This window comes from Cellulomonas bogoriensis 69B4 = DSM 16987, from assembly GCF_000767165.1.
Lineage (GTDB): Bacteria > Actinomycetota > Actinomycetes > Actinomycetales > Cellulomonadaceae > Actinotalea > Actinotalea bogoriensis.
In genome coordinates this window covers 1-783 of sequence record NZ_AXCZ01000395.1, presented here as the reverse complement: position 1 = coordinate 783, position 783 = coordinate 1, and the positions used below count along the sequence as shown (strand labels likewise).

Sequence of the window (783 nt, the reverse complement as noted above, 5' to 3'; positions counted from 1 at the left end):
ACCCCGCCGTCGGCGGTGCGGGCGGCGTGCTCGCCCAGCAGCGCCCCGACCTCGTCCCCGTGCAGCACCCGCCACGGCGCGGGGTCTGCCGCAGTGGCGAGCCGGGGGTCGCGGACGGCGACGGCGCACCGGTCGGCGTCCGGGTCGTTGGCGAGCACCAGGTCCGCGTCGGTGTCCCGGGCCAGGGCGAGTGCCAGGTCCATCGCCCCCGGTTCTTCCGGGTTGGGGAACGCGACTGTCGGGAAGTCGGGGTCGGGGTCGGCCTGCTGGGGCACGGTCCGCACCTGCGTGAAGCCGGCGTCGGCGAGGACGCGCTCGGCGACGGGCCCGCCCACGCCGTGCAGCGGGGTGAGCACGATCCGCAGGTCGCGGGGCCCGTCGTCGGCCAGGCCGGCGACGGCGCAGAGGTAGGCCTCCAGGATCTCCTCACCCAGGACGGTCCACCCCGACGAGGGGCGCGGGACCTGCGCCACGGGCCCGACCCGGGCGATGTGGTCGGCGATCTGGGTGTCGGCGGGGCTGACGATCTGGACCCCGCGGGCGTCGTCCGGCACCAGGCGACCTCCGAGGTACACCTTGTACCCGTTGTCGCGGGGCGGGTTGTGGCTGGCGGTGACCATGACGCCGGCGTCGGCCCCCAGGCGGCGGACCGCGAACGCCAGCACAGGGGTGGGCAGGGGGCCGGGCAGCAGGACTGCCTGCGCGCCGGCGCCGGTCACGACGGCGGCGGTGTCGTGGGCGAAGGTCGCCGAGCCGTGGCGGGCGTCGTAGCCGATGACGACC

General features: G+C 76.9%; 1 pseudogene. It reads right to left on the bottom strand.

Going from position 1 to position 783, the window contains the following annotated elements:
- Positions 1-783: pseudogene (locus N869_RS15650) on the bottom strand (phospho-sugar mutase); the annotation flags it as partial.